General features: G+C 70.7%; 17 protein-coding genes and 1 pseudogene. 11 read left to right on the top strand and 7 right to left on the bottom strand.

Going from position 1 to position 20,837, the window contains the following annotated elements:
• Positions 1-329 precede the first annotated feature (329 nt).
• Positions 330-656 carry a TraR/DksA family transcriptional regulator gene (locus GCE86_RS09635; protein WP_154226623.1) on the bottom strand — a complete coding sequence of 109 codons (327 nt, stop codon included), beginning with the start codon at positions 654-656 and terminating at the stop codon, positions 330-332.
• A gap of 225 nt (positions 657-881) precedes the next feature.
• Between GCE86_RS09635 and GCE86_RS09630 the strand changes: the two are divergent.
• The 5 genes and pseudogenes from GCE86_RS09630 to GCE86_RS09610 all read left to right on the top strand — a co-directional run.
• Positions 882-1,100: pseudogene (locus tag GCE86_RS09630) on the top strand (ArsR/SmtB family transcription factor); the annotation flags it as partial.
• 960 nt (positions 1,101-2,060) lie between these two features.
• Positions 2,061-2,717 (top strand): hypothetical protein, encoded by a 657-nt coding sequence (locus tag GCE86_RS09625; protein ID WP_154226621.1) that lies wholly within the window; start codon positions 2,061-2,063, stop codon positions 2,715-2,717.
• A gap of 64 nt (positions 2,718-2,781) precedes the next feature.
• Complete coding sequence (locus GCE86_RS09620) at positions 2,782-3,993, top strand: M23 family metallopeptidase (protein WP_239542659.1); 1,212 nt, start codon at positions 2,782-2,784, stop codon at positions 3,991-3,993.
• A 447-nt stretch (positions 3,994-4,440) separates the two neighbouring features.
• Entirely contained in the window at positions 4,441-5,019 is a 579-nt protein-coding gene (shbA, locus tag GCE86_RS09615; protein ID WP_154226620.1) for an RNA polymerase sigma factor ShbA, read from the top strand.
• Positions 5,016-5,879 (top strand): hypothetical protein, encoded by an 864-nt coding sequence (locus GCE86_RS09610; protein ID WP_154226619.1) that lies wholly within the window; start codon positions 5,016-5,018, stop codon positions 5,877-5,879. Before shbA ends, GCE86_RS09610 begins: the two co-directional genes overlap by 4 nt.
• A 145-nt stretch (positions 5,880-6,024) precedes the next feature.
• On the opposite strand, the gene GCE86_RS32000 is transcribed toward GCE86_RS09610, so the two are convergent.
• On the bottom strand, positions 6,025-6,159 hold the full coding sequence (locus GCE86_RS32000) for a DUF4268 domain-containing protein (protein ID WP_163636760.1): 135 nt from the start codon (positions 6,157-6,159) through the stop codon (positions 6,025-6,027).
• A 296-nt stretch (positions 6,160-6,455) separates the two neighbouring features.
• Positions 6,456-7,364 carry a septum formation family protein gene (locus GCE86_RS09605; RefSeq protein WP_154226618.1) on the bottom strand — a complete coding sequence of 303 codons (909 nt, stop codon included), beginning with the start codon at positions 7,362-7,364 and terminating at the stop codon, positions 6,456-6,458.
• A 560-nt stretch (positions 7,365-7,924) separates the two neighbouring features.
• Here GCE86_RS09605 and GCE86_RS09600 point away from each other — a divergent pair.
• On the top strand, positions 7,925-8,443 hold the full coding sequence (locus tag GCE86_RS09600) for a hypothetical protein (protein ID WP_154226617.1): 519 nt from the start codon (positions 7,925-7,927) through the stop codon (positions 8,441-8,443).
• Between the two features lie 164 nt (positions 8,444-8,607).
• On the opposite strand, the gene GCE86_RS09595 is transcribed toward GCE86_RS09600, so the two are convergent.
• Positions 8,608-9,174 carry a 4'-phosphopantetheinyl transferase family protein gene (locus tag GCE86_RS09595; RefSeq protein WP_154226616.1) on the bottom strand — a complete coding sequence of 189 codons (567 nt, stop codon included), beginning with the start codon at positions 9,172-9,174 and terminating at the stop codon, positions 8,608-8,610.
• Positions 9,175-9,200: 26 nt separating this feature from the next.
• Between GCE86_RS09595 and GCE86_RS09590 the strand changes: the two genes are divergently transcribed.
• The 5 genes from GCE86_RS09590 to GCE86_RS09570 all read left to right on the top strand — a co-directional run bounded on the left by GCE86_RS09590 (position 9,201) and on the right by GCE86_RS09570 (position 16,368).
• The gene (locus GCE86_RS09590; protein WP_163636762.1) at positions 9,201-11,804 is read left to right on the top strand and encodes an AMP-binding protein; all 2,604 of its coding nucleotides are present in this window, start codon (positions 9,201-9,203) and stop codon (positions 11,802-11,804) included.
• The gene (locus GCE86_RS09585; RefSeq protein WP_154226614.1) at positions 11,783-12,808 is read left to right on the top strand and encodes an iron ABC transporter substrate-binding protein; all 1,026 of its coding nucleotides are present in this window, start codon (positions 11,783-11,785) and stop codon (positions 12,806-12,808) included. The genes GCE86_RS09590 and GCE86_RS09585 overlap by 22 nt, the downstream gene beginning before the upstream one ends.
• Positions 12,792-14,393, top strand: a complete 1,602-nt coding sequence (locus GCE86_RS09580) for an ABC transporter permease (RefSeq protein WP_154226613.1) — start codon at positions 12,792-12,794, stop codon at positions 14,391-14,393. Before GCE86_RS09585 ends, GCE86_RS09580 begins: the two co-directional genes overlap by 17 nt.
• A complete protein-coding gene (locus tag GCE86_RS09575) occupies positions 14,390-15,424 on the top strand; it encodes an ABC transporter ATP-binding protein (protein WP_154226612.1) in 1,035 nt (344 codons plus the stop codon). Before GCE86_RS09580 ends, GCE86_RS09575 begins: the two co-directional genes overlap by 4 nt.
• Positions 15,425-16,035: 611 nt before the next feature.
• Positions 16,036-16,368 carry a hypothetical protein gene (locus tag GCE86_RS09570; RefSeq protein WP_154226611.1) on the top strand — a complete coding sequence of 111 codons (333 nt, stop codon included), beginning with the start codon at positions 16,036-16,038 and terminating at the stop codon, positions 16,366-16,368.
• 316 nt (positions 16,369-16,684) lie between these two features.
• Here GCE86_RS09570 and GCE86_RS09565 read toward each other — a convergent pair whose 3' ends face one another.
• The 3 genes from GCE86_RS09565 to GCE86_RS09555 all read right to left on the bottom strand — a co-directional run bounded on the left by GCE86_RS09565 (position 16,685) and on the right by GCE86_RS09555 (position 20,515).
• A complete protein-coding gene (locus tag GCE86_RS09565; protein WP_154226610.1) occupies positions 16,685-17,182 on the bottom strand; it encodes a hypothetical protein in 498 nt (165 codons plus the stop codon).
• Between the two features lie 260 nt (positions 17,183-17,442).
• Complete coding sequence (locus tag GCE86_RS09560) at positions 17,443-19,650, bottom strand: sulfatase family protein (RefSeq protein WP_154226609.1); 2,208 nt, start codon at positions 19,648-19,650, stop codon at positions 17,443-17,445.
• Between the two features lie 43 nt (positions 19,651-19,693).
• A complete protein-coding gene (locus GCE86_RS09555; RefSeq protein ID WP_244317247.1) occupies positions 19,694-20,515 on the bottom strand; it encodes a formylglycine-generating enzyme family protein in 822 nt (273 codons plus the stop codon).
• Positions 20,516-20,837 lie beyond the last annotated feature (322 nt).

Genomic DNA, 20,837 nt, shown 5'->3' with positions numbered 1-20,837 from the left:
GGTTGCTTGCTTCCGGACCAGCCACCGAACTGGCAATGCCCGCAGCGGCATCGATGGAATGACGCCGACGAGGGCGCGTGGGATGAGCGGCTCCTGGCCGTTCTGTCGGCTCACGGTTACAGCGAGGCAGATGACCAGCCCGACTGATCGGATCACCGACGGCTCGCGCAATCGTCTCGGCCAGGACCTTGGAGCAGACACCAGCCCGGCGGCCATGACGTTGCGTCGTGCGCACGCTCGGCGGCAGTTGAGCGCATCTGGTCGTGGCCCGCGTAAACGCTTCGCTGGAATTGGTGAGCGAGCCCCCAGTGTTCCCTCTCCTTGATGCCCTATGCGCATGCCATGCAGAAGCGGGCGAACGGCCGCGCGGCGAGCCGTTCATCGCCGATCGGCTGCCCGCATCGTTCGCAGACGCCGTAGGTCGCCGCGTCCACCCGACGCAGCGCGTCGTCAACGTCGGCGATCCGCTTTCGCGCCCCGGCCAGCAGCGCGGTCAACTGGGCGCGTTCGAAGCCGATGGTGGCGCCCTCCGGGTCGTGCTCGTCGTCGGCATTCGAATCCCGCGATGCCAGGAACAGCGCCTCCAGATCCTGGGCCAGCGTCGCCGCCTCAGCCTCCGCCCTTGCTCGCAGCCGCAGCAGTTCATCCCGGACCATATGTGTAGCCTAACGGGGCCTAACGGCCTCCAGCCGGCACAGACAGGCCATGGAGGGGACGCGCACCGGTGGCGGCATAAGGGCGCCGCGAGATGACGGGGGTCGCGATGGTTTCCTGGGCCCGGCGTACCCGATTGGGATACAGAGGTTGAAAGGTCGGGGTTACCGGTTCGGCTTCGAGGGTCAGACCGGTGTGGGCCCAAGTGAGGATCGCCTCGTCGGATGGCCCGGCAGTTCGAGGCGTCCGTCAGTGACCTCACTACGCCGCTCGGCCTCGCCCAGCCGACCGTCAGTCATCACCTCCGGATCCTCACCGAGGCCGGCCTGCTCGAGCGCGAGCAACGCGGCGTCTGGGCGTACTGCCGCCCAATGCCTTCCTCGATCGCAGCGATCGCCGACTCGCTGCCGCCGCCCCGCAGACGGGCGACCAAGAAGGCCCGCTAGAACACAGACGGCCAGCAGCTAGTGCGGCTTGGGGAGCAGCACTCGTCGTCCTGGGACCCGGCGGCGCGTCCACCCCAGCCTCGGCGGACCTGGTCGACAGACAGCCGCTGTCCGCTTGGCCTGGGGACTGGCAAGTGACTGGCTCCGCTCCTGTCATTGCCGTTGCCGCCGGTTGATGGCGCTCACGCAGCTGCGTGCCGCCGGGGCCCGGTCGGGTAGCCGCCCCGATTTCGCTGACGAAACGGTCAGGCCGCCCCTGGGTATCCCAGATGGCTCTCACCCGCCCACCCGATGCCCCCGGGCGGCTGCTTCCACTCGCTGGCGCGCCTTCTGGAGATAGGAAGGTTAGGCCATCGCTTACGCGCCGCTTGCCGGCTGGCACCAATCGCTGCACCGAGCTCGGGATAGCCGGCTCCGCATCGCACCGCTTCCTCGGCATTGGCGGAGACCACGTCGGCGAGAAGAATACGCATCTGTTCACCTGCTGCCATGCGCGCCAGGTGGGTCCGCATCCTCTCCGCGTAGCTGGGCCTGTGGTCAGCTCCGCCCTGCGGATCCATATCGGAGCTGTTCAGCCGCTGTGCCCAGTCCACGGCGACAGCACCCAGTTGCCGCCGTAGTTCCTGCCGCTCGTCAGCCGTCAGGCCCCGGACGATCCCACCCCCTCGCCATCGACCTCACCTTCAGAGTCCGCCGGACAACCACGGTTGTCAACTGCTGCACGTCTGTCAGGATTCGGCGAGCAGGAGGCGAGGCGACCGTGCCAACCACGCTGCGCTGTGTCGCCACCACCTCGATGCTGACCTAAGTGCAACATGTCGGCCGCCGACTTCCTGCGTCCCGCCGGTGGTAGCTGGGACGACTCGGCCGACCATGCGTGGGCACGATCTCCGGGTGGGTTGAGCAAGAAGGTGCACCTGGCCGGAGGCGATCGTGGGTCAGTCGGCTTACAGTGTGGGAATGTGGGAGTCTGTCGCCGCGTCGGTGGCGGGCGTGGTGGTCGCCGTGGCCGGGACTGCTCCGGCGTCGCCACCGGCACCTGCGGTGGACGCCACGCCGGTGCTGACGTCGACACCGTTCGGCGCGCTGCCCGCGCAGGGCGTGACCCACACTGTCACGATCTCCGGCAGGGGCACCCTTACGGCCACGCGGGTCACCTTCACCACCACGGCGGATCTCGACGGAATCATCGCCCGAGCTGAGCCGGGTCGGTGTGCGGCGTCCCCTCGTATCGTCGTCTGCGATCTCGGTGACCTGCTCCTGGGTGCCGCCGCAGCGGTGCCGCGCATCACGATTACGGGGCGGATTCGCCCGGGTGTGCCGCCGGGCACGCTGGTCCGCAACCGGGTCAGTGTCACTTCGGCGGAGTCCACCGTGACGGATTCCCACATCGCCAGCAACGCCTATCTGCTTCCCGGCTCGACGGCCACGGCCACCACCGCGGCCACAGATCCAGCGTTGGAGACGCCGGCTGTGGCAAATGAGGTCCGGCCGCCGGAAGGGTCGCTGCGGACGCCGGTCGTGGCGGCGGTGGTGGTCAGCGCCGTCGCGGCGGGCATCCTGCTAGCGCGTCGACGGCTGCGGAGGCGTCGCGGCCTGCCGCCCGGCCGCCTGTAACGACTCGGCGCTGGAATCCGATGTAGCAGAGGGACGGAAACGAGGTCGACGGCGGGAGGACGCCATGGGCGAACGGTGGTGGAGGCAGGCCACGCTGGCTACCGTCGCCGCAGCGACGCTGATGGTGATGTCCTTCTGCCTGGACGCCGGGGCGGCGACCGCCGGGGCGCGAGGTTCATCAGCGCAGGGGCCCTTGCCGACCTTGCCGGCCCTGCCGAGCCCGTCGCTGACGGTGTCGCTGCCACCGGTCAAGCCGCCGAAGGTGCCGCTGCCGTCCACCAAGCCGCCGGCGGTGAAGCCGCCGCCCGTCCCGTCGGCCACTGCGTCGACCCGACCGAGTGCGCCACCCGCGACTGTTCCGCCGACCTCAGGCAAGCTGCCGCGGGTGGATGTCTCGGCCCCGCCCAGCAACGACGGGCCGATCGTGAGCCCGGGATCGGCTCCTGCGCTCATCGCTGGCGACCCTGGCGCCGATCTGTATCCGCAGCCGCCGGTGGACGCGGCCGTCACCCCACAGGCCCGCCAGGTCGCCGCGCTCAGCGAAGTCGAGCACCGGATCCAGTACTTGGAGAACGTTCTCGCTCGGACCCGCGATGACCTCGCCAGAGTGCAGCGCGGGCCGGACCCGGTGCTGCAACTGCTGACGTCCCTGACCGCTGGCGGGGACTCGGATGCGGCGCCCTTCGGCGTGGTGGACTCCGCGGATGTGGTGGACACCCCCACCGGTCGCGCTGTCGCGCTGTCCGGCGCGATCAACTCCGGCCAGACCGAACTCGTCCGCCGCCGGACGGAGGAGGCGCGCCTTCGGCAGGAGATCAGCCGTCGCGTCCGCACGGTTCCCGTCGTGGCGGCACCGGCCCGCGCCGTCGCTACGGTCGGTGAGGGCCGGCTCGGGCGTCCACTGTCGGGTCGGCTCACCAGCAGGTACGGCACCCGTTTCGACCCGTACTACCACGTGTGGCAGTTGCACGCGGGCGTGGATCTCGCCGCCCCGATTGGTACCCCGATCCTCGCGGCCGCGGACGGTCGTGTGTCGCGCGCCGGCTGGTACGGCGGCTATGGCAACTACACCTGTATTGATCACGGCAGGGCTGACGGGCAGCGGCTGTCCACGTGCTACGGCCATCAGTCCAGACTGATGGTGTCGCCTGGTCAGCGCGTCCGCGCCGGGCAGGTCATCGGGTTGGTCGGATCGACCGGCGCCTCAACAGGTCCCCACCTGCACTTCGAGGTACGTCTCGGCGGCCGTCCAGTCGACCCTCTACCTTGGATCTAGGCCGCACCACTCTTCGGGCAGGACGCGAGGTTGTCGGCCGTGGCCAGGGCCATCGAAGAGACCGTCGCGGATCTGGCCGCGGTGCCTGCCGAGCCAATGCGCCGTCCTGACGCGCTCGGCCGTCCCGACGAGCGCAAAGGCCACGCGTATTCGGGAACACCGACTTGCTGGTGCCGACGGACACAGCAGCACGGGGATCTCATCAGGCGGCAGGGCAGGCTGTCGTCGACCGGATCGGTTGGCCACCGAAGGGACTCAGGCAGCTTCTGCAGCGACTTGGACGGCCACCGGCCCTCACTCACCTGACTGCTACCTCACGTCGCGGCGGCATCACGCAACGGTCTTCTTTGGGTTTCCCATTTGGCGACGCGACGTGGGCTAGGCAAGGTGGCACGCGTCTCGATAGCGTGCGGTTAACCGGCCGGTAACAAAGGTGGCACACATCCGATGACCACAGCGATCGAGCCAGAGCTCGTCCGCCGGGCCGCCGCGGGCGACCGGGCCGCGGCGGCTGCCCTGCTCGCCGACCTGCGGCCACGGCTCGTCCGCTACTGCCGGGCCCGGCTGGGCCGCATCGGCGGGGCGCACACCACGGCCGACGACGTCGCGCAGGAGGTGTGCCTGGCGGTGCTTAAGGCCCTTCCCCGCTACCGGGAGCAGGGAAGGCCGTTCTCGGCGTTCGTCTTCGCTGTCGCCGCGCACAAGGTCGCCGACGCCCAACGGGCGGCGGTGCGGTACTCCGCCGTCGCCGTCACCGACACCCCGCTGGAGCCACCAGACGCCGCACCAGGGCCGGAGGAACAGGCAGTCGCGACGGATCTGGCCCGTCGACTCTTTGTACTGCTGCACCGCCTGCCCAACGTGCAACGGGAGATCATCACGCTGCGGGTGGCGGTCGGTCTCACCGCTGAGGAGGTCGGCACGATCCTCGGCATGTCGGCACCGGCCGTACGCGTGGCCCAGTCCCGAGCCCTCGCCCGACTCCGTGCCCTTGCCAGCGACGGACTCGGCGAGGTGGCGGCATGAGTGAACACTGGCCCGACGGTGGCGAGGAGCCGGACCTCACCACCATCGCCCACGACGACCTGTTGCTCGACGTGCTCGGAGGAGGCGGCGGATGGGAGGCCGACGCCGACGGCCTGACCGCGATGCTGGCCGCCTGGCGCGCCGACCTCACCGCCGACGAGGAGAACACCGACGTGACCGGCGCCCACGGCCTACACAGCCGGACGGCCGTCCACCATCCGGTCGACCAGGTTGGGGCCGATACCACCTCCGGGCACTTCCCCGCCTCGGCCCCGTCGCGACCGTTCACGCGGCGGGCCCTGCGGCTGGCCGCCGCTGTGGCCGCGGCCCTCGTGCTGCTGACTGCGCTGGGGGTCGGCAGTCGCAACGCCGGGCCGAACAGTCCCCTCTGGCCGCTGACCAAGGTCCTGCATCCCGAGCGAGCGGACGTACGCGATACCGAGCGCACCATTGCCCGCGCCCGCGCCGCCGTCGAGGCGCGACGGTTCGAGGAAGCCCGGCAGTTGATCGATCAGGCCCAGCAGGATCTGACCCGGATCACTGACGTGGCCGCGGCCGCCCGCCTGCGCGCCGACATCGACGCCGTGCTGCACGACCTGACCGTTCAGGCCGGTTGCCCCACCTTGCCCCGGTGCGCAACCATCCCAACGCCGTCGCCGGTCACGTCGACCGCCAGCCCCCACGCGACCCGCAGCCGGGCGCCGAGAACGACCACCTCGGCGCCGCGTCCGGCCGCATCCGCCCCCTCATCCAACTCCCGCTCCAAACCCTTGCCGTCGGCCCCCGAGCTTCCCCTGCCGCCGGCACCGGCCCCATCTGTACTGCTGCCGCTTCCCACCGGAGATCTGGTGGAGTCCTGAGATCCGCGCGTCTCATGCGGTCACGGCGGTCGCATCCGAGTCCGCTGCGTTGGCCGTAGGAGCGACCGTGCCCGGGACCCAGCCGATGGCAGCCACCGCGTGCCGAAGACGCTCTTGGCTGGCGATCACAATCGATGACCTCAGGTCAGTGCTGTTGATCAGTGATCTTTGGGCCGATCAGTCGGGCTTCGATGCGGCACGCCTTGTTGTTCGGCAGGTCATCGAAGATCAGCTCACCGCCGAAAGCCGCCATGGCTTCGGCTTTGCGGTCGCTGAGCACCTGCCACCGGGCCGTTTTCGGCCGTCGCCAGGGGTCCGTTTTCAGCCGTCGTTGACAGTCTCAGTTGCCGGAGTCCCTACCATCTCCGCGACGCGGATCTAGAGCCGCACGTCGATGCAGGATGGTCCCGGTGACTGGCGTCGGCGGGACCAGGTCGACAAGCCGGTAGTAGGCAGGCGGGGAGCAGCCAACGCTGACCAGTTCGGTGTTCTCTGGGAGGTCACGCCAGGCCGCTCGCCGGCATCACCGCAGGTCAAAGCCCTCCTTCCTGTCCCGCGTCGGTGAGCACTTCGCGCTCAACGGACCGGTAGCGCCTTTGTGCCACCGCCCTTGATCGAGTGGGTCACCTTCGGACCCCCCGACCAGTAGAAGCAGCGGATCCCCCGGTCACCGCGCGCCCACGCCTCCGCGGCCGGTACCAGGTACGAGGTGCCCGTGCGGTAGCGCAGCACGCCGTCGACGGGGACCTTCGCGTACCGGGCCACGAGGGCCCGGCACTTCGCGTGCACGCCGTCCTCGTCGCGGCCCGCGTCCGCGTACGGGGTGTCGGGCGCCGTCCACGAGCCGACGTACTCGAACGTGTGCGGCCGGGCGCAGCCGGTCTGCTCGAAGGCGCCGTACCGGTCCTCGTTCAGGCACCCGAAGGCCAGCGGTGACGGGCCCTTCAGCGCGTCCCGCAGGCTGCCGGTGTGCTGCACCGGGTGGTCGTCCGGATGCCGTTGCGCGGAGCCGCCGTCGGCCGTGTCCAGCTCAAAGATGTCGCACCGGAACCAGCGACTGCCACCCTGCCACCCGCCCGGAGACGGGGGCGCGACCTGCACCGTCAGGCGAGCGCCCCGCCAGTCGCCACCGACGAACGCGGTCGCCTTCGCGTCGCATTCGGTAAACGCCGGTCGCAGCACCGCCGAACCCACCGGCGGCGGGGTTTCCCGTTCGGCTACCGCGCCGGTGAACGTGCCCAGGTAAAAGGTCTCCAGCAGGTGCTGCCGCGTGCAGTCGACCGGCTGGTAGCTGGTCAGGTAACTCGACGGACCGGCGATCACATGGCAGTCGCCCACCTTCGGGGTGAACTGCACGGCCGCCGCGGCGGGCCGCCAGTCGTCGGTCAGGTCGCCGTCCAGCCCGGCCGGCGCCCCGCACCCCGCCATCGCCGTCACCGCCCCGGCCAGGGCGGCCACCGCCACCCGTACCCGCCACCGTCGCATGCCACCCTCCCCGTCGTGCCGGCGCAGCATATGCCACCCGGAGGCATCGCCAGGGTCCCCATCCGGCGTGCGACATCCGGCGCAGGCCAGGCGCTGAGAGGGCGCGGACGGCCCGTGACGACCCCGCCGACGAACGGCTCGGGGCGGTCCCGATCTTTCGTCACATGCTGACCATTCCCGCCCCGCGCAAGACGCTGCGGCCACTTACCTGGCTGAGCCGGTCAGGCCGACCGCAACCATCCCCGGCTTACTCACGTCGGCGGCCCCGAGGCGACTTACCTGCGCATCGCCGAACTTGCCCGGCTGAGCCTGGCGAGGGTCAAGAGGTACGGCCGAAGCGATCCGGGAAGGGCTCGGCGATCACGGCCGAGTCTGCACAGTTGCCGCTCGCTGAGCCGGCACCAGCATGAGCTGACCAGCGACCGTACGCCCCACCGCTGATCTGTCGCACCGACCTGCCATGATCACCCGCGACCCGCCGAGGGCGGCGACCGTTCACCACCGATCGCGGCCACGCTGGCCGACTGGCCTGCACTGCACCACGACCAGGAGACACACGAATGCGCAAGACCATCATCGCCGTTGGAGCCCTCGGACTGGCCCTGCTCACCGCTGGCTGCGGGAACGAGGACACCACCAAGCCGACCACCTCCGCCGCCCCGGGTGCCGCCTCCGCCGAGGCCAAGGCCGACAAGCCGCAGGAGCCGAAGACGGTAGAGGCGGCCAAGGCGCTAGCTCAGAAGGAGTACGACACCTACGCGGCCGGCGACTGGAAGGGTGCATGGGACCTCTGGACCAAGGAGGGCAAGGCGGCGATCACCCGCGACGAGTACGCCCGCCTGCACACCGAGTGCAAGACCATCACCGGCCTGACCTTCGAGATCACCGGGGCCCGTCTTGAGGGCGAGGACAAGGCGGTCGTGAACTTCAAGCGGTCGATCGCCGCCGGGATGTCCGAGATCCGGTACGAGGACGGGCAGTGGCGGTACCAGCCGGACGCCGAGTCGATGGCGGACTACGCCAAGGGCGTCGACAAGGTCATCGCCGAGGGGCAGGCCAGCGGGCGGTGCCAGAAGTAGGCGAGGCACGCGAGTAGCCCGACGGGCCCGACTCTCTCAATCGCGAGATTCTCTGGGTGCAACGCAGGCCGCGGGTCGCGGTCACCCAGACTGCCTCACCACGCCCGCGTCGGCCCCCAGGGCGCCCCGATCGCCCACTTGCGCCGCCATCCGTGTTCCGGTGGTCATGATGTGGATGACGGCAGCAGGGTCGCCACCTCGACCACCTCGACCGTGGCCGCGGGCTGATTGGTGGCCAAGGTCAGGACGTGCCGGGGCGCAGGGGGCGGCAGTCGGTGGAGTGTCAGGCCTGGTCCGCCACCGGCTTTGAACTTCGCCTCTGCGATTGTCCAGGCGACTACCTCCAGTGTCGGTCGATCGCCGGTCCGCTCGACGTCGATTCCGACCCGCCCGCCGCCGGGCAGGGCGGCAACGGTCACCACCGCGCCGCTGTGCGACACAGACATCTCCAATGCGGTGCCGGGTAGCGTCGGCCGGCCGTGCCAGCGGCCGCAGTGAGAGCACGTGCGGTCCACCGTCACCGCCTCGGCCGGGAGGTCGAGCATTGAGCCGGCGACGATGCGCAGCAGTGCCGCTCCGAGCAGGAATCGAGCGCGGTCAGCCTCAGCTACGGCGCGATCGACGCGCTGCCGCTCGCGTTGGTCGAGCACTTCGAGTAGCCCGACGTGCGCCACCGTCAGGCCGACCGTGAACACCGTGATCTTGCTCGTAGTTGGGGGTTGGACAGCCACGATTGCTTAGGTTAGCCTCACCTACCGTGTCGCTGCTTGAACCCCGGTGGGTGCGCGTCGCCGTCCCGGTGTCTGAGACGGCTGACGCGCATCGCCCTGCCCTGATCGACTCGACCGGCCGTCTCAGTTACGGGGAGCTGGCCGAGCGGGTGGCTGCGCTCGCTGCCAGCCTGCCGTCAGCACAGTCTGGTCGGCGTCTCGTGCACGTGCCGCTGGCTCCGCATCGCGAGCTGGTGCTCGGCTATCTGGCGGTGCTGTCGGCCGGGCACGTGGCACTGATCACCCCGGCGGAGCATCAGTCGATCACTGCGGTTTACCAGCCCGACCTGTGGCTCCGCGCGGATGGCACGTTCGAGGCTGCGACGCCGAACGGTGACACCGATGAACCGCGGCACCTCCTGCATCCGGATCTGGCGATTCTGCTCAGTACGTCGGGCAGCACAGGCTCACCCAAGCTGGTTCGACTCAGCCACCGCAACGTGGTCAGCAACGCCGAGGCGATCGCGGCGGCGTTGTCCATCACGCCGGCCGACCGTGCGGTCACCTCGCTACCGCTGCATTACTGCTTCGGGCTGTCGGTGCTGCACGCCCAACTCCGAGCCGGTGCCACCACGGTGCTGCGGCCCGGGTCGGTGACCGACCCCGGCTTCGCCGATGACCTGCGCCGCGACCGGGTGACCGTGGTCGCCGCCACTCCGCACGTGGTGGATCTGCTCGACGTCCAAGGTGTGCTAGATCGTCTGCCTTCGCTCCGGTTGCTCGCCCAAGCTGGCGGCGCGTTGCCGCCCGTGCGGGTGCGAGAGCTCGCCGCTCGGGGCCGCTCGGCCGGCTGGAGTCTGGCGGTGATGTACGGCCAGACCGAGGCCACCGCGCGGATGGCCGTGCTGCCACCCGAACTGTCGGACCGGTACCCCGATGCGGTGGGATGGCCGATCGCGGGGTCGGCGTTCCGGCTCGACACGGCCGGAATCGACGAAGCGGTGGGTTCACCCGACGGCCCGGTTGGCGAGCTCGTGTTCACGGGTCCAGGCGTCATGCTCGGGTACGCCGAGCAGCCCGACGACCTGGCCCTGGGTCGTATGCACACTGAGCTTCGGACCGGCGACCTGGCGCGGATCGATGCCGACGGACTGGTCCGGATTGTCGGACGGCGGTCCGACTTCGTGAAGATCATGGGAATCCGGATCGACCTCGGCCAGGTCGAACGCTCCCTGCGCGGCCAGGGCCTGCAGTCCTGCGTCACCGGCCGCGACGACCAGCTCCAGGTCACCTACCGGCACTGCGAGCAATCTCCCGACGAGGTTCGTGACCAGGCCGCCCAGGTCTCCGGTCTCAGCCGGTCGGTCATCTCGGTCCACGCGGTGGACGACCTCCCGCTGCTGCCCAACGGCAAACTCGACCGCCGGCGCAGCGCCGAGCTGCACGTCACGGCGGCCCCCGGCCAGCAGGCAGAGATCGCCGCCGCGGTGGTCGCCGTGCTGGAGCCGCTTGTCGGCCGCGGTGGCGTCGACCCCGATCGGTCGTTCGTCGAGCTCGGCGGCGACTCCTTCAGCCACGTCGTGGCGTCCGTCGGCCTGACGCGTCTGCTCGGTGATCTCCCGTCCGACTGGCACCACCGCCCAGTGCGCGACCTGATCGCGCTCGCCGACCGGCTGCCACGTTCCCGCTGGCGGCGTCCGCTGCTGCGGCGGGTCGAGACGACCGTCGTCCTGCGCGGCGTGGCCGTAGTGACGATCTGTGGCAGTCATGTCGGATTATTCCGGCTGGCCGGCGGAGCGCACATCCTGCTCGCGGTCGCCGGATTCCTGTTCGCAAGGTACGTACTCGCCGCGCCGACGACGGCGGAGCGCGTGCGGCGGAGCGCCCGGATCGCGGTCGGGGTCGTCGTCCCGGCGGTGACCGTCGCGGCGGTGATGCTGTTCGGGTTCGGAACGGTGCACTGGTCGAACGTCGCGCTGGTGCATTGGCTCGCCCGGCCGCAGGTCGGCAACATCTTCTGGTTCGTCGAGGCCTACCTGGTGATCATGGTTGCGGCAGTCGCGGCGCTGGCTGTTCCGCGGCTGCGGGCCGCATACGCCGCCGACGCCTGGCGCACCGCGATGGTCGCCTTGGGGCTGCTGCTAGTGCCTCGCTACCTGGTGCTCGCGTTGTACGACGGTCCGCTGCGGGGCCTGCCCGGCACGGTGGCGTGGCTGTTCGTGGCGGGAGTCGCGATGGCGGCAGCCGACAGTCAGAGACGCAGACTGGTCACGACAGCGGTCGCCGCCGGCGCCGCCTTTGGCTTCTTCGCCGGAGAACCCGCGCGCAACCTGACGATCATGGGCGGGCTCACGCTGCTGGCGCTGGTGCCCGCGCTGCCGGTGCCGCGGCTGCTCGTCCGTCCGCTCGGCGCTCTGGCGGCCGCCTCGCTGCACATCTACCTCGTGCAGTTCCAGGTGTTCGCGTTCTTTGATTCTCCGATCGTCCAGTTCACGGCCGCGATCGCCGCCGGTCTGGGGTTCTGTGCGGTCGGCAACCACGTCCTGCGCCGGCGGCTGTCGCCTCTGCCCGCGGTCGCAGTCATCCGTCGTCGGGTAACGGCGAAGCAACTCGTGAGAGAGGACATGACATGCGTCGACGCACGTTCCTGACCGGCCTGGGGGCCCTCGGGGCAGTGGGCCTGGTGGGGTGCGGGTCGAAATCCGAGGGCGGGTACAAGGCCGACCCCGATTCGCTGCAGGTCTACTCCGCGCAGCACGAGAACCTCACCAAGGCGTGGGCCGAGGCATTCACCTCGGCGACCGGCATCAAGGTGCAGGTCCGCAAGGGCTCCGACGCATCGATGGGTCATCAGATCGTGGCCGAGGGCTCGGCGTCGCCCGCCGACGTGTTCCTCACCGAGAACAGTCCGGCGATGACGCTGGTCGAGCGGAACAAGTTGCTCGCCCCGCTGGACGAGGCGACCCGGCGGCAGGTGCCGGCCCACCTGACCCCGTCGTCGAAGTCGTGGACCTCGATCGCCGCCCGGTCCACGGTGCTGGTCTACAACACCGCCAAACTCGACAAGGCCGACCTGCCGAAGTCGCTGATGGATCTCGCCGCGCCGCAGTGGAAGGACCGTTGGGGGTGCGCCCCGGGTGGTGCCGACTTCCAGGCGATCGTCGCAGGCATGCTCGCCGGTCAGGGCGAGCAGAAGACCACCGACTGGCTGAACGGCCTGAAGTCCAACGCCCGGGTGCTGCAGAACAACATCGCCACGATGAAGTCGGTCAACGCCGGCGAGATCGAGTGCGGCGTGATCTACCACTACTACTGGTACCGGGACCAGGCCGGCACCAAGGAAGGCAGCGCCAACACCGCCCTGCACTACTTCCGCAACCAGGACCCGGGCGCGTTCGTGTCGCTGTCCGGAGGAGCCGTGCTGGCCCGGACGAAGAAGCCGACCGAGGCCCAAAGGTTCCTGACGTTCATCACCAGCAAGGCCGGGCAGCAGGTGCTGGTCGACTCCCAGTCGATGGAGTACGCCGTGGGCAGCGATGTCGCCTCGGCGCCCGCGCTGCCGCCGTTGAACAGCCTGCAGGCGCCCCCGGTCGATCCCTTCACGCTGAACTCCGAGAAGGTGACCGAGCTGATGACCGATGTCGGCATCATCTGACCTCCGCGACTCCCCCGCCGCCGGGTACCCGGAACGGGTGGCGCCCCGGCCGGTCGTACGCGCCCGCCGGTCCACCCGGATGCCGTGGCTCGTCGTGACGGCCGCAGTGCTTGTCGCGGCCGTCATGGTCCTGCCGGTCCTGGTCGCGCTCGGTGAGGCTTCGGCCAGTGGCGACGAGGCGTCGAGGCTACTGCTGCGTCCGAGGACTGCCGAACTGCTCGGCAACACCATGCTCCTCGTCGTGCTCACCGTTCCGATCACCGTGCTGCTGGGCTGTGGCGCGGCCTGGCTGGTGGAACGGACGACACTGCCGGGCGCCGGCACGTGGCGCACGCTGCTCCTGGCACCGCTCGCCATCCCGGCGTTCGTCAGCAGCTACGCCTGGACATCGGTGCTGCCGCAGGTCCAGGGGCTCGCCGGCGCGGTGTTCATCACCGCCCTGGCCTACTATCCGTTCGTCTTCCTGCCGGCGGCGGCTCTGCTGCGGGCGCTCGACCAGGGGCACCTGGACGCCGCACGGTCGCTCGGCTCATCCGGTCCGGGAGCGGTACTGCGGGTGGCGATGCCGCAGTTGCGGCCGGCCATCACCGGTGGCGCGTTGCTGGTGGCCCTGCACCTGCTGGCCGAGTTCGGCGTGCTGCAGATGATGCGGTTTCCCACCTTCACCACTGCGATCCTCCAGCAGTTCGCGGTCGGGTTCAGCAACGCCGCCGGCAGTCTGCTGGCCGCGGTCCTGGTGGTGCTCTGCGTCGGCCTGCTGGCCCTCGAGGTGCCACTGCGCGGCCGCACACGGATCGCCCGGGTGGGCGCCGGCGCCCGGCAGCGTCCGGTTGCGTACCGCCTGGGCGCGTGGACCCTCCCCGCGTCCGCCGCACTCGCCGCGCTGGTCGGCCTGGCGCTGCTGGTTCCGCTGGCGCTGGTGGGGCGCTGGCTGGTGCGGGCGATCACGTCCGGCGCGGTGGCCGTCGGCCCACTGCTCGCGGCGACGGGTTCGACCGTCGGCCTTGCGGTGCTGGCGGGCCTGGCGGCGTCGGTTGCCGCGCTGCCCGCCGCGTGGCTGCTGCACCGGTATCCGTCCCGGCTGTCGACCGCGCTGGAGCGGGTGACGTATCTTGCGAGCGCGCTTCCCGGGGTCGTGATCGGGCTGGCGCTGGTGACGCTGGCGGTGCAGTGGGCCCGTCCGGTCTACCAGACCGCCGCACTCGCGGTGCTGGCCTACACGGTGCTCTTCATGCCCCGCGCCATGGTCGCCTGGCGGTCCGGCCTGGCCGCGGCTCCGCCCGAGCTCGTCGAGGCGTCGCGTTCGCTGGGGCTGTCCGGTTTCCGTACCCTCATCCGGGTGGTCCTGCCGCTGGTCCTGCCGTCGGCGCTGACCGGCTTCGTGCTGGTGTTCCTCGCGACGTCGACCGAACTCACCGCGACCCTGCTCCTCGCGCCGACCGGCACCGAGACGCTGGCCACCGCGTTCTGGTCGGCGAGCGACGAGTTGGATTACGTGGCGAGTGCCCCGTACGCTGCGGCGATGATCGCCCTGTCCGCCCCGCTCACCGTCCTGCTGCGCCGGCAGATCATGGACCAGCGATGAGCGGCGCCGGGATCTCCATCACCGGGCTCACCGTCGGGTACGGCGGCCCGCCGGTGCTGGACCAGGTCGATCTCGAGGTGCGTGCCGGCAGCACCACCGCAGTGCTCGGTCCTTCCGGCAGCGGCAAGACCACGCTGCTGCGGGCGATCGCCGGGTTCATCCGGCCTGACCACGGGCGGATCGAGGTACGCGGCGAGGTGCTCACCGACGGACCGACGTTGGTGGCTCCGGAGCGCCGCGGCATCGGTTACGTCCGACAGGACGGCGCACTCTTCCCGCACCTCGACGTCGCCGGCAACATCACCTTCGGGCTGCCACGCGCCGAACGGCGCCGGGCGGCCCAGGTCGAGCCGTTACTCGAGCTGGTCGGCCTGTCACCGAGCCTGGCCCGCCGCCGACCGGACGAGCTGTCCGGCGGGCAACAGCAGCGGGTCGCACTCGCCCGGGCCCTGGCCCGCGAACCATCCGTGGTGCTGCTCGACGAGCCGTTCTCATCGCTCGACACCGCGCTGCGCGCCGCAACCCGCGAGGCCACCCGTGCCGCTCTCGCCGCGCAGGGCGCGACCACCGTCCTCGTGACACACGACCAGGCCGAGGCGCTGTCGTTCGCCGACCAGGTGGCCGTCATGTTCGACGGTCGGTTCGCCCAGATCGACAGCCCGGCCGGCGTTTACGGCGCACCGGCCACGCCCGAGGTCGGCCGGTTCCTGGGCGACGCGATGCTCCTCGGCGGACAGGCCGCCGGCCGGACCGTCTCCTGCTGTCTGGGCAGGCTCGACCTGGCCGAACCGGCCACCGGCGACGTACTCGTGATGGTCCGACCCGAGCAACTCGTCCTGGGCGAGCCGTTCGACACCACCGCCTCGGTCTCGTCGGTGACCTACCAGGGCGCGGACGCCCTGGTCCGCCTGGAACTGGTCGGCCAGACCACCCGTCTTGTGGCTCGCGTCCCCGGCGATCGCGTACCTCACCCAGGCGACAAGGTAGGTATCGCCGTACCCGCACCGGTCCGCTCATTCCCCCAACGCTGATCCGACGATGATGACCGCTCCTGTTCTCAACCAGTGAAGGCGCGTCAGTCACGTTGGTCAGGTGATCGAGCCGGGCGTCACGAGGTCCACGCCGCAGCGCAAGGGTGGCCGACCGAACCCGACAACGCGCTCGGCGGCTGCCGCCGTTCGTGACAGCGACAAAGGTCAGGGCGCAGACGGGTCACGCGCGGGGAAGCTTGGTTGACCTCGTCCGCCTTGCTTACCGAGTCCACCAACGTTGTGGCCGGTCCGTCGGGGTGCACGGCCTGGGCTACTCGCTGGCTACTCGTCCCCGCTCATCGTCAGCCAGCGCGTGGCCACGTCAACCGATGCTGGCTGCCCCGGTGAGGTGCTACGGCCGGTGCAGGCCGAAGCCGCGGTGGGCGCCTGCGCGGTCCGGGACCGCACGGGGATGTTACGTTCCCCGCTTGCGGCGGCGGTTGATGGACTAGCTGTTCCGTGACGGCGGTAGCGGCTGGCCCGTCGCGCATGACGCGGACGCTGTCCCGCGCCGTCCGCCGGATGGGCGTGCCGGCCGCGTCGATCCACCACGAGGGGTTCACCTTCAGCTGATCCCGGCCGCGGGCGTCCGGGCGATAGCGTGTGGCCCCATGGGATCTGTGGACCTGGCCTTGGCCGTCGTGGTCGCCGCGGCCAACGTGGCCGTCGCCGCCGTTCTGCTCGCCAGGAGCGGTGGCGGCACGCAAATGCCCCGGATCTTCGGTCGCCCGCAGCCCTTCCCGCGCCTGCGGGCCGCGATGCACGTCTGCCTGGGGTTGGGGATGGGCGTCGGCTGGCTCGTCAAGGACATCTTTCCGCCCCACTCCACGGGGGATGCGGTGCTGTTCAACGTGGTAAGGATCCTGCTGTCGGCCGGCCTCGCCGCCGCCCTGCTGGTCGCCTTCCAGCACGCGCGACCCATCCGTGACAAGACCGCCCGCTAGCGCGGTGCCGCTATGGGTTCATTTTGTAGATACCCATGCCAGCACATCGCGGCACCTCGTGCGGGACGCCACGGCAGCGGGCTTAATGGGCCCCGACCAGACGGCCGGGGGGATCGGGCTACCGGGCGGACAAGGTTCTGAACGTGCTGCCGGATCCCGCTGCGGCGCTAGCGGAGGCACACCGGGTGCTGACCCCAGGTGGACGGGTTGTGCTGGTCGGACAGCGTCGACTGACCCCGCGGAGGGACTGCTGGGGTCAGACTGGGGTCAGACACTGCCAGCTCGGGCGAAAGCGCGAGGGGCACAAGGACGGTCATCAGCCTAAACGGCCGAAGCGACCAATGGGCTTCTCGTCGATTGCCACACCCCGGGAGCGCAGGATCGCGTACACCCGCTCGCGAGTCTCCCGGTTCGGGCGCCTCAGCATCCAGATCCGGCCAACCAGCACGGCGCTGTTCGGCCCGGGCACGTCCCACGGTCCGCCGTGCGGGTAGACCGCCAAGGCAACCTGGGCGAACCAGGGCCGGGCGAGCCCAGCCTGGTGGATCTCATGCCAGCGGAAGGGCCGGGTCACCCGGCCACGGTGCCGGAGCAGCAGGCCCGTCTCGTCGGCCAGCAGTGCGTCACCGCGCTGGAACCAGGCGAGTACCACGACGCCGAGCAGGATGCCCATCGGGAACGACGGGACCCCGTGCAGTCGCCACACGCTTGTCCCGACCAGCATCGCGAGGACGCCCGCCGGGACGAGCGCCGCCGGCCACGCCTGCGACGCAAGCAGCACCTTCGCCCCGCCTGGTTCCCCGTGGTCCGTCATGCGAATCCGATACCCGGTCCATGCTGGACCGACACCGCGGCCGGCGCGGGATCATGTCGCTGGGCGGAGGATGGCCCGTCCACGTGTGTTCACGCAGGTGAGGCTCCATGATCACGCAGTTGGGGCGGGCGGCCGGCGCTCGTGCCCTTCGACACGGAGCCGGATCTTGTTCGCAATGCCAACGTGGCGTGCGTGCGTGATGAGGGCCTGGAGGCGGCTGCAGATCCAGGCCCTCACCGTCGCGAGCGAGGGACGGCCCGTCAGCCGAGCCGGACGAACGCGTCGGCCCACGACGTGTGGTTGAAGCTATTGCCGGAGCCGGCGGCGCGCACGATCAGGCGCAGCAGCCGGGCCCCGCGGACGTCGACGTCCACGGGTTCGGGTCCGGTGGCCGCCCGGAGCACGCCGGTCGTGTGGACGAGTCGGTCGTCGGCCCAGACCTCGGCGATCGTGTTGCCCCGCGAGCTCTGCCGGGCGCTGAAGTCGTCGATGCCCACGAGCGAGGTGAACCGGGCCACCCGGCCCCCGAGGTGGTAGGTGACTTCGGAGTAGGAGTGGACACCGAGGCCCTTGGCGTGGACGATGCCGGCGAAGGAGATCGGGGTGCCGTCGCCGGCGGCCTGCTTGCCGTTGCTGGTGTCCAGCTCCACTGGGCCCCAGCCGTTGACAGCGGTGATCCAGGGCAGATCGCTCAGGTACGAGTCGACGGTCGGCGGAGGCGGCGGCGGAGTGAAGCGGCGCTCGGCGCGGAAGGTGAGCGGCGCGTCGCGGGCGACGGTGTAACCCGACACTGTCAGCCGCCACTGTTCCGTCGTGGACTCCTCTGGAACCCGGACCCGCCAGGTGGTGCTCACCCGGGCGCCGGGCGCGAGGCGTCCGAGCCCCTGGCTGGTCGCCGGCTCGACCGTCCAATGTGCGGGCGCGGAGAGCACCAGCCGAGCGCCGGTCCAGGGCACCGCGGAACCGTTCGCGAGCGTGGCGGTGAGCTCGTAGGTGACGCCGGGAAGCAGCAGGTCCGGGGTGTCGAGCTCGACGCCGTAGCCTTCCCGCGTGACCTCGTCGACCCAGGACTGCCGCAGGAGGCCGACCAGCCGGTTCACGACCTCGGGGTGGGCGGCGGCCAGGTTGGTCGTCTCGCCGAGGTCACGGTCCAGGTCGTAGAGCTCGACCTGCCACCGGTCGTCCGGTACGGTCCGGTCCTCCCCCGGCGCCCACCGGATCGCCTTCCAGTTGCCCTCGCGTACCGCCTCGGCCGCTCGCTGCAACCGGCCGCCGTCGACGGCGCGGGCACGCTTGGTGTTGCCGTTGTCGAGCCGCCAGAAGTAGAGGTACGGCTGGGCGGCGGCCGCGGTCGGACGCGGCTGGAGCAGCGAGCTGAACGACCTGCCGTCGATGTCGCGCGGGCCGGGAACGCCGGCCAGGTCGGCCAGGGTGGGGAGCAGGTCGGTCTGCTGCGTGACCCGGTCGGTCACGCCAGGCTGGATCCGGCCCGGGGCCCACGCGATCAAGGGGATGCGGACGCCACCCTCGTACAGGTTGCGCTTGTAGCCGGTGAGGGGGCCGTTCGCGTCGAACCGGTCCGGATCGACGCCACCCTCCTCGTGGGGACCGTTGTCGCTGGTGACCAGGACCACCGTGGACTCGAGCAGTTTCTGCGCCGCGAGCTCGTCGACCAACTCACCGACGTACGTGTCGACCCGGGTGACCTGGGCGGCGTGGCCGCGGTCCGCCGAGGGCCAGTCCTCGTCGGCGTACGGCTCCTGGCTGGGGACGTCGCTCGGGGCGTGGGGAAGGTTCGGGGTGACCACGAGCAGGAACGGCTCGTCGCGGTGGGCCCGGATGAAATCGAGCGCCCGGTCCTGGAAGAGGTCGGGGGCGAAGGCGGTCTTGTCGGACCCGGCGTTCTCCGGCAGCTCGAGCCGCTCCCCGTTCTCCCACAGGTACGACGGGTAGTAGTCGTGCGCGTGTCCGTGGGTGATGTAGCCCAGGAACTCGTCGAACCCTCGGGCGTTGGGGTGGCTCGGCTGGTCACCGCGCTCGGGCCCGAAGCCCCACTTGCCGAACAGGCCCGTGCGGTAGCCCCGGGCGCGCAGCACCTCGGCGAACGTGGTGTCACCGTCGGTGAAGGCGATCGCGTCGGGGTCGCCCGCGGGGTTGTTGCGCACCGGCCCGTGACCGGCGTGCAGGCCGGTCAGCAGTGCGGAGCGGGAGGGCGCGCAGACGGCCGCGGCGGAGTAGGCGTCGGTGAAGCGCAGCCCTTCGGCCGCGAGCCGGTCCAGGCGCGGCGTCGCGATGGTGCGCTGCCCGTAGGCGCCGAGCTCGCCGTATCCCAGGTCGTCGGCGAGCACGAGGACGATGTTCGGCCGGGGTCTGCCGGTGGTCGTCGGATCGGCTGTCGCGACGGACGGGAGCGCGGCGGCTCCGAGGCCGGCGGCGGTGCCGGCGAGGAATTGGCGGCGAGTGATCATGAAATTGCCTCCGATGGCAGGAACAGGCAGGGAGAAGGGGTCGTCACGCGCAGCGGAAGCCGACGTTGGAGGCTGCGGAGTCAGGGGTGTTCCCGGAGCGGGCCGCGACGCGGTAGCGGTAGCAGTAGGAGTCGTGGCACAGGAACGACCCGCCGCGCATCACGCGCCGTCCGGCGGCGTCCGGATTCTGCGGCCCGAGGGGGTCGACGACGGGGGTGCCGGCGCGCAGGGGGTAGGTGTCGGGGGCGAACCAGTCCTCGCACCACTCCCACACGTTTCCGACCATGTTGAAGAGGCCGTAGCCGTTGGGGGCGTACTGCTTGACGGGTGCGGTGCCGATGAAGCCGTCTTCGGCGGTGTTGCGGCGGGGGAAGTCTCCCTGCCAGATGTTGCAGTTCCATCGACCGCGCGGGAGCAGTTCGTCGCCCCAGGGGAACCGTGCCCCGTCGAGGCCACCCCGGGCGGCGTACTCCCACTCGGCTTCGGTGGGCAGGCGCTTGCCGGCCCAGGCGGCGTACGCGCGGGCGTCGTTCCAGGTCACCTGGACGACCGGGTGGTTCTGCAGGTCGGCGATCGAGGAGGCTGGCCCGTAGGGATGGCGCCAGTCGGCGCCGCGGACCACGTGCCACCAGGGGGTGCCGCCGGCGGCCCCGAGGATGTCGTGGCGTTCGGCCTTCGTCTGCAGGTGGAACACCGCGGACACGCCGAGCGTCTCGGCTTCGGTGACGTAGCCGGTGGCCTTGACGAAGGTCGCGAAGGCGGCGTTGGTGACCGTCGTGGCGTCGATCGTGAAGGCGCCGAGGGTGACCTCGTGCACCGGCCCTTCCCCGTCAGCCGGGTAGCCCTCGCTGAACGCGTCACCCATGGCGAAGCTTCCGCCGGGGAGGCTGACCTGGCCGCGCGTGGAGCGCGACCGGCCAGCCTCCCGGGCGACTGGGTCCGGCTGCTGGGGCCGGTGGCCGATCTGGAGAAGCCCCCCGGTCGTCGCGGCCTCGCGCAGGCCACCGGGGGTGCAACAACTCGGCGCGGTGGAGTGGTGATGCTCGGAGGTCATCAGTCGGTGATCGCCGCGGCGCCGAGCGGAGCGGCGGCGGTGCCGGTGGCGGCGAGAGCTGTGCGGCCCAGGGCGGCGGTGGAGACGGCCACGCCCGGCGTGAGGGGCATCGGTGGCATCGGGACGTCCTGTC

The sequence above is a fragment of the Micromonospora terminaliae genome (assembly GCF_009671205.1).
Taxonomy (GTDB): Bacteria; Actinomycetota; Actinomycetes; order Mycobacteriales; family Micromonosporaceae; genus Micromonospora; species Micromonospora terminaliae.
The sequence above is the reverse complement of the archived record's forward strand: the minus strand, read 5'-3'. Positions and strand labels throughout refer to the sequence as shown.

What these genes read in the sequence shown, in the direction of transcription:
- GCE86_RS09635 (WP_154226623.1), bottom strand. Translation starts at nt 656, where the DNA reads ATGGTCCGGGATGAACTGCTGCGGCTGCGAGCAAGGGCGGAGGCTGAG.
- GCE86_RS09625 (WP_154226621.1), top strand. Translation starts at nt 2,061, where the DNA reads ATGTGGGAGTCTGTCGCCGCGTCGGTGGCGGGCGTGGTGGTCGCCGTG.
- GCE86_RS09620 (WP_239542659.1), top strand. Translation starts at nt 2,782, where the DNA reads ATGGGCGAACGGTGGTGGAGGCAGGCCACGCTGGCTACCGTCGCCGCA.
- shbA (WP_154226620.1), top strand. Translation starts at nt 4,441, where the DNA reads ATGACCACAGCGATCGAGCCAGAGCTCGTCCGCCGGGCCGCCGCGGGC.
- GCE86_RS09610 (WP_154226619.1), top strand. Translation starts at nt 5,016, where the DNA reads ATGAGTGAACACTGGCCCGACGGTGGCGAGGAGCCGGACCTCACCACC.
- GCE86_RS09605 (WP_154226618.1), bottom strand. Translation starts at nt 7,364, where the DNA reads ATGCGACGGTGGCGGGTACGGGTGGCGGTGGCCGCCCTGGCCGGGGCG.
- GCE86_RS09600 (WP_154226617.1), top strand. Translation starts at nt 7,925, where the DNA reads ATGCGCAAGACCATCATCGCCGTTGGAGCCCTCGGACTGGCCCTGCTC.
- GCE86_RS09585 (WP_154226614.1), top strand. Translation starts at nt 11,783, where the DNA reads ATGCGTCGACGCACGTTCCTGACCGGCCTGGGGGCCCTCGGGGCAGTG.
- GCE86_RS09580 (WP_154226613.1), top strand. Translation starts at nt 12,792, where the DNA reads ATGTCGGCATCATCTGACCTCCGCGACTCCCCCGCCGCCGGGTACCCG.
- GCE86_RS09575 (WP_154226612.1), top strand. Translation starts at nt 14,390, where the DNA reads ATGAGCGGCGCCGGGATCTCCATCACCGGGCTCACCGTCGGGTACGGC.
- GCE86_RS09570 (WP_154226611.1), top strand. Translation starts at nt 16,036, where the DNA reads ATGGGATCTGTGGACCTGGCCTTGGCCGTCGTGGTCGCCGCGGCCAAC.
- GCE86_RS09565 (WP_154226610.1), bottom strand. Translation starts at nt 17,182, where the DNA reads ATGACGGACCACGGGGAACCAGGCGGGGCGAAGGTGCTGCTTGCGTCG.
- GCE86_RS09560 (WP_154226609.1), bottom strand. Translation starts at nt 19,650, where the DNA reads ATGATCACTCGCCGCCAATTCCTCGCCGGCACCGCCGCCGGCCTCGGA.
- GCE86_RS09555 (WP_244317247.1), bottom strand. Translation starts at nt 20,515, where the DNA reads ATGGGTGACGCGTTCAGCGAGGGCTACCCGGCTGACGGGGAAGGGCCG.